The 6,432-nt window shown below is 72.0% G+C and carries 7 protein-coding genes and 2 pseudogenes; 8 read left to right on the top strand and 1 reads right to left on the bottom strand.

Features of this window, described 5'->3' with window-relative positions:
- A pseudogene (locus VFV67_RS33335) lies at window positions 1-754 on the bottom strand (peptidase M36); the annotation flags it as partial.
- A 255-nt stretch (window positions 755-1,009) separates the two neighbouring features.
- Between VFV67_RS33335 and VFV67_RS33340 the strand changes: the two are divergent.
- From VFV67_RS33340 to rplS, 8 genes and pseudogenes are all read left to right on the top strand, one after another.
- A complete protein-coding gene (locus VFV67_RS33340; protein WP_326474697.1) occupies window positions 1,010-2,074 on the top strand; it encodes an amidohydrolase family protein in 1,065 nt (354 codons plus the stop codon).
- Between the two features lie 51 nt (window positions 2,075-2,125).
- On the top strand, window positions 2,126-2,881 hold the full coding sequence (locus tag VFV67_RS33345; protein WP_326474698.1) for a CPBP family intramembrane glutamic endopeptidase: 756 nt from the start codon (window positions 2,126-2,128) through the stop codon (window positions 2,879-2,881).
- On the top strand, window positions 2,878-3,648 hold the full coding sequence (locus VFV67_RS33350; RefSeq protein ID WP_326474699.1) for a 5-oxoprolinase subunit PxpA: 771 nt from the start codon (window positions 2,878-2,880) through the stop codon (window positions 3,646-3,648). Before VFV67_RS33345 ends, VFV67_RS33350 begins: the two co-directional genes overlap by 4 nt.
- Before the next feature lie 133 nt (window positions 3,649-3,781).
- Entirely contained in the window at window positions 3,782-4,270 is a 489-nt protein-coding gene (gene rpsP, locus VFV67_RS33355; RefSeq protein WP_326474700.1) for a 30S ribosomal protein S16, read from the top strand.
- Complete coding sequence (locus VFV67_RS33360; protein ID WP_326474701.1) at window positions 4,267-4,506, top strand: RNA-binding protein; 240 nt, start codon at window positions 4,267-4,269, stop codon at window positions 4,504-4,506. Before rpsP ends, VFV67_RS33360 begins: the two co-directional genes overlap by 4 nt.
- On the top strand, window positions 4,503-5,024 hold the full coding sequence (gene rimM / locus VFV67_RS33365) for a ribosome maturation factor RimM (protein ID WP_326474702.1): 522 nt from the start codon (window positions 4,503-4,505) through the stop codon (window positions 5,022-5,024). The genes VFV67_RS33360 and rimM overlap by 4 nt, the downstream gene beginning before the upstream one ends.
- 38 nt (window positions 5,025-5,062) lie before the next feature.
- Window positions 5,063-5,824: a tRNA (guanosine(37)-N1)-methyltransferase TrmD gene (trmD, locus tag VFV67_RS33370; RefSeq protein ID WP_326474703.1), complete on the top strand. Its 762-nt coding sequence runs from the start codon at window positions 5,063-5,065 to the stop codon at window positions 5,822-5,824.
- A 147-nt stretch (window positions 5,825-5,971) separates the two neighbouring features.
- Window positions 5,972-6,310 (top strand): annotated as a pseudogene (rplS, locus tag VFV67_RS33375) (50S ribosomal protein L19); the annotation flags it as partial.
- Window positions 6,311-6,432: the final 122 nt, after the last annotated feature.

A 6,432-nucleotide genomic window follows, 5' to 3' on the forward strand; every position in this document is an offset into this window, starting at 1 on the left:
CGGCCGGCGGGTTGGCCGGGAACACGTCCCACTCCGGGTTGTCCACGTCGTGGTCGACGATGTCCTCGCGGAACAGCACCTTCCCGGTGCGGCCGTCGATGTAGGTGGTGAACCCGGTGAGGTCGGCCTGGTCCTTGCCGAGCAGCACGACCTGGTACGCCGACCGGGCCGCCGCACCCGGCATCGGCACCGCACCGGGCTGCACCCGGCTGGTGCCCACCGCGTCCAGCGCGAGTCCGGCGTCGGCCGCCGCGGCCGCCAGCGCCTGCTCCGCCGACAGGGTGGCCGGCTCGGGCGCCGCCTGGTTCGGGCTGATCGTCGAGGTCAGGTACACGACGGCGCCGTCCCGGATGCCGAACGCGGCCAGGCCGTCGAGGGCCGATGGCAGCGAGCCGAACCGCTGCCGCAGCATGACGTAGGAACCCTCGCCCATGGGCCGGTTCACCAATACATCCATCTCATTGATGGAATGGTCCGATAAGCCGAATGCGGTGCGGTTGGTCGCGAGAAAACCGCGGGCTATGGCGACCGGATCGGCGCCCGCGGCGGCCCGCGGCGCAATGTCGGTGCGCGGGACGAGTGTGGCCGGGGTGCCGTAGAGGTTCCACCGAACGGCGATGCTGCGCTCGGCGGTGGTCGTGCGCGCCTGGGCGCTCGGCGCCGCCGCCGCGCCCCGGTTGTCGATGTCCTGGCTGGTGGACACGTCGCCCTGGACGTGCGAGGCCGGACCGGCCGCCGGTGCGGGTTGCGCCACCGCCGGCATCGTTGGCAGGGAGAGGATCGCAAGTGCTGCTGCCGCGGCAAGCGGCATGGCCCTCCGGAGAACGGGTCTCCGCATGTGTGCACGCCTCCTTGGATCGAGCTGGTGAGAAAGGGAACCGAAGTCGGCGAAAAATATGACGTCCCAGCTTGCCCCCTCCGCGTATTGCGTTTCCAGGGCCGGGAGCAGGGTTTTGCGATCCGGATTTGTTCGCCATGCGAACGTGCCGATCTTGAGTAGCCTGCTGCCATGACCGCGCTGCACGTGCGGGGAGTCGTGCTCCCCGAGGGTGAGGAACGCGACCTCTGGATCGTCAACGGGCGGATCCGGACCCAGCCGGTGCCCGGCGCCGAGTCCATTGTGGACGGTGGGTTTCTTGTGCCCGGTCTGGTGGATGCGCACTGCCACGTCGGGATGGCGGCCGGCGACCTGGCCGCCGCGCAGGTGCAGGCGGAGACCGACCGGGACGCCGGCACCCTGCTGATCCGCGACTGCGGCTCGCCGCTGGACACCCGGCCGTTGCAGGAACGCCTCGACCTGCCCCGGCTCGTGCGCGCCGGCCGGCACCTGGCCCGGCCCAAGCGCTACATCGCGCACATCGGGGTGGAACTGGACGACCCGGCCGACCTGCCGGCCGCCGTCGCCGAGCAGGCCGGCTACGGCGACGGCTGGGTCAAGCTGGTCGGCGACTGGATCGACCGGGACATCGGTGACCTCGCGCCGCTGTGGCCGGACGACGTGCTCACCAAGGCGATCGCGGTGGCGCACGACGCCGGCGCCCGGGTGACCGCGCACGTGTTCGGCGAGGACGCCCTGCCCGGCCTGATCAACGCCGGGATCGACTGCATCGAGCACGGCACCGGCCTGTCCGACGCCACCATCGCGGCCATGGCGCAGCGGGGCACCGCGCTGGTCCCGACGCTGATCAACATCGCCACGTTCCCGGACATCGCCGCGCAGGCCGACAAGTACCCGGCCTACGCGGCGCACATGCGCGCCCTGCACCAGCGCAACCGGCCGGTGATCGCCGCCGCGATCGAGGCCGGCATCCCGGTCTACGCGGGCACCGACGCCGGCGGCGGGATCGGCCACGGGCGGATCGTCGACGAGATCGTCGCGCTGCACGCGGCCGGGCTGTCCGCCGAACGCGCACTCGGCGCGGCGTCCTGGGCGGCCCGGGACTGGCTGGGCTGGTCCGCGCTGGACGAGGGTTCGGCCGCCGACCTGCTCGCCGTCGACGCCGATCCCCGGTCCGCACTGGACACCCTGCGGACACCTACGCGAATCATCCTTCGCGGACGGGTGATCAGCTAGGACACCGGCTAGTCTCAGAGCGCCACCACATTTCGGCGGAGGGGTCCCTACGTGAGCGACGTCGTCGACCGCCGTCCGGAGGCGACGCGACCGGTCGGGGAACCGCGAAGGCAGCACCGCTGGGGGATCTGGTCATTCGGGCTGGTCTTCGCGGTGCTCGTGCTGTCCGCGGTGCTGATCGGCGCGATCGCGGAGGTGCTCTCGCCGGGGCAGGGCATCTCGGTGCCGGTCGTGCTGGTCGGCACGATGGTGCCGCCGCTGCTGGCCGCCGCGGTTGCGGTGCTCGTCACCGTGCTGCGCGGCAACGGGCCGCGGCTGGATCTGGGGCTGACCTGGCGCTGGGCGGACGTCTGGGTCGGCGTGCGGCTCGGGCTGATCGGGCTGGTCTGCACGTCGGTGGCGGCGTTCCTGTGGACCCGGATCGTCGGCGAGGACAACGCCTCGTCCGCGCTGGGCAAGCTGGTGGAGAACCAGCGGCTGCCCGGTGCGGCCGCGATCACCATGTTCCTGTTCGTCTGGCTGATCGGGCCGGTCTGCGAGGAGATCATCTACCGGGGCCTGCTGTGGGGCGCCCTGGAACGGGCGAACTACGGCCGCTGGATGGTGTTCGTCCTCACCACGGTGATCTTCGCGATCAGCCATCTCGAACCGCTGCGCACCTCGCTGCTGCTGGTCATCGGGATCCCGATCGGGCTGGCCCGGCTGTTCACCGGCCGGCTCGGCGCGAGCATCATCGCCCACCAGGTCAACAACTTCCTGCCGGCGCTGGCGGTGCTGCTGATCGCCTTCGACGTCATGCCGCCATGACGGCGACCATCGACCTGAACAGCGATCTGGGCGAGGGTTTCGGCATCTGGCGGCTCGGCGACGACGACGCCCTGCTCGAGGTGGTCAGCTCGGCCAACGTGGCGTGCGGTTTCCACGCTGGCGACCCGTCCACCATGCGCCGGGTGTGCCGGGTCGCCGCCGACCGGGGCGTCGCGATCGGCGCCCAGGTCGCCTACCCGGACCTGGCCGGGTTCGGCCGGCGGTTCATCGAGATCGACCCGGCGGAGTTGGCCGACGCGGTGCTCTACCAGCTCGGCGCGCTGGCGGCGTTCGCCCGAGCGGCCGGCACCCGGGTCGCCTACGTCAAGCCGCACGGCGCCCTCTACAACGCCGCCGTGCACCACCAGGCGCAGGCCGAGGCCGTGGTGGCCGGGGTGCGCGCGTTCGGTCCGCTGCCGGTGCTCGGCCTGCCCGGCTCCCGGCTGCTGGCCGCCGCCGAAGCCGCCGGGCTCACGCCGGTGCTCGAGGCGTTCGCCGACCGCGGCTACACCCCGGAGGGCACGCTGGTCCCGCGTGGCCGGCCGGACGCGCTGCTGGTGGACACCGGCGAGGTGGTGGACCGGGCGGTGCGCCTGGCCACCGCCGGCGAACTGGTCGCCGTGGACGGCACCGTGCTCGCGGTGCCGGCGGCGTCGTTATGCCTGCACGGCGACACTCCGGGGGCGGTCGCACACGCCCGGGCGGTCCGCGCCGCGCTGGCCGGCGCCGGGGTGGAGGTCGCGCCGTTCGCCGGTCTGGCAGAATGACGGATTGTCCGCTGTGGCCGGACCCTCTCACCGTGCCACGGCGTCAAGAACCTCCGGGCAGTCGTGATCCGTCCCCACTCGGGCCGCGACGCCCAACCATGAGCATCGAGAGTGTTGAGGAGCAACCCACCCCGTGGCTGTCAAGATCAAGCTGCAGCGGCTCGGAAAGATCCGGGCGCCGTACTACCGGGTCGTCGTGGCCGACGCCCGGACCCGCCGGAGCGGCAAGGCGATCGAGACGATCGGCCGGTACCACCCCAAGGAGGAGCCGAGCCTGATCGAGATCGACTCCGAGCGCGCCCAGTACTGGCTCGGCGTCGGCGCCCAGCCGACCGAGCCGGTCCAGCACCTGCTCGAGGTCACCGGCGACTGGCAGAAGTTCAAGGGCCTGCCCGGCGAGGAGGGCACGCTGCGCCGCGCCGAGCCCAAGCCGAGCAAGCAGGAGCTGTTCGAGGCCGCGCTCAAGGCGGCCGGCGAGGAGCCCACCACCGAGGCCACCACGCCGAAGAAGCGGACGCCGAGGAAGGCCGAGGCCAAGGACAAGGCCGAAGCCAAGACCGAAGCCAAACCCGATGCCAAGGCCGACAAGCCGGACGACAAGGACGCCAAGGAAGAGTCGTGAGTTTTTTGGCGGACGCGCTTGAGCACCTGGTGCGGGGCATCGTCGATCATCCGGACGACGTGCGCGTCGAGCTGGTGACCACCCGGCGGGGTCGCACGCTCGAGCTGCACGTCAACCCGGACGACCTCGGCAAGGTGATCGGCCGGGGCGGCCGCACCGCGACCTCGCTGCGCACGGTCATGGCCGGCATCGGAGGCCGTGGAATCCGAGTGGACGTCGTCGACACCGACCAGTGAGCTCGGACGTCGTCGTCGGCCGGGTCGCCAAGGCCCACGGGGTGGGTGGCGAGCTGGCCGTCGACGTGCGCACCGACGAGCCCGCACAGCGGTTCGCCGACGGTGCCACCATGACCGCCCAGCTGCGCGACGGCACCCGCCGGCCGTTGACCGTGGCGGCGGTGCGGCGGCACCAGGAGCGGTTGCTGGTCCGGTTCGCCGAGGTGCTCACCCGGGACGTGGCCGAGACCCTGCGCGGTGCGCTGCTCGTGGTGGACGTCGCCGACCTGCCACCGACCGAGGACCCGGACGAGTTCTACGACCACGAACTGGCGGGGCTGGCCGCCGAACTGCCCGACGGCACCCGGATCGGCACCGTGCTCGAGGTCGCCCACGGCCCGGGCAGCGACCTGCTCGTGCTCACCCTCGACGGTGGGCGGGAGGCCCTGGTGCCGTTCGTCCGGGCGATCGTGCCCGAGGTGGACATGCGGGCCCGGCGGGTCGTGATCGACCCACCGGAAGGGTTGCTGGAGCCATGATGAGCGAGCCTGCGAGCGAATCGTCGAGCACCGCCCCGATGCGCATCGACGTGATCACGATCTTCCCCGAGTACCTCGCCCCGCTGCGGGCCGCGCTGCTCGGCAAGGCGATCGAGCGCGGCCTGCTCCGGCTGGACGTGCACGACCTGCGGGACTGGACGCACGACGTGCACCGGGCGGTGGACGACAGCCCGTACGGCGGCGGCCCCGGCATGGTGATGAAGCCGCAGGTGTGGGGCGAGGCACTGGACACGGTGTGCGCGGGCGACACCCCGCGGCTGGTGGTGCCGACCCCGGCCGGGCGGCCGTTCACCCAGCGACTGGCCCGGGAGTGGGCCGGGCAGGACCGGCTGGTGTTCGCCTGTGGCCGGTACGAGGGCATCGACCAGCGGGTGATCACCGACGCGGCCCGGCGGATGCCGGTCGAGGAGGTCTCCATCGGGGACTACGTGTTGGTCGGCGGCGAGGCCGCGGTCATGGTGATCGTCGAGGCGATCGCCCGGCTGCTGCCCGGGGTGCTTGGCAACCCGGCGTCGGCCGAGCAGGACTCGTTCTCCGACGGGCTGCTCGAAGGCCCCAGCTACACCCGGCCCGAGGTGTGGCGGGACCTGGCCGTGCCCGACGTGTTGCGGTCCGGAAACCACGGTGCGATCAACCGGTGGCGGCGGGACCAGGCGCTGGAGCGGACCTTCCGGCGCCGGCCCGACCTGCTCGCCGCGCTGCCCGAGGACGGGCTGGACCGGCGCGATCAGGCTGTGCTGCAACGGCTGCGGGAGGAGCCGATTTCGAATCCGTCCTGAGCATCTGACATACTTGACCGGTTGGCGCGCCCGGGCCGGGCTCGGGCACGCGCCTCGCAAGCCCCCTCCCCGGCGCCTTGGACGTGCCGCCGCGCGCGGTCGCCGGGAGCAGACAAAGCAGGAACGCTAGATGAGGACGGAACACCGATGAACACCCTGGATGCCCTGGACGCCAAGTCGCTGCGTTCCGACATCCCGGACTTCCGTCCGGGCGACACCCTCAAGGTTCACGTCCGCGTCATCGAGGGCTCCCGCGAGCGGGTGCAGATCTTCAAGGGCGTGGTGATCCGCCGGCAGGGCGGCGGCATCCGCGAGACGTTCACCGTCCGCAAGATCTCGTTCGGGGTCGGCGTGGAGCGGACGTTCCCCGTGCACTCGCCCTCGATCGCCAAGCTCGAGGTGGTCAGTCGCGGCGCGGTTCGCCGAGCCAAGCTCTACTACCTCCGCGATCTCCGCGGGAAGAAGGCCCGGATCAAGGAGCGCCGGATCGACGACGCCAAGCTGGCCGCGATGGAGGAGGCCGCCGCCGCCCGGGCCGCCGAAGCCGAAGCCGACGAAGCGGACACGGCCGACGTCGATGCGGACGAAGCGGTCGAGACCGAAGCCTC

Origin of the sequence: Actinophytocola sp., from assembly GCF_035762905.1 — a bacterium.
Lineage (GTDB): Bacteria > Actinomycetota > Actinomycetes > Mycobacteriales > Pseudonocardiaceae > DASYTH01.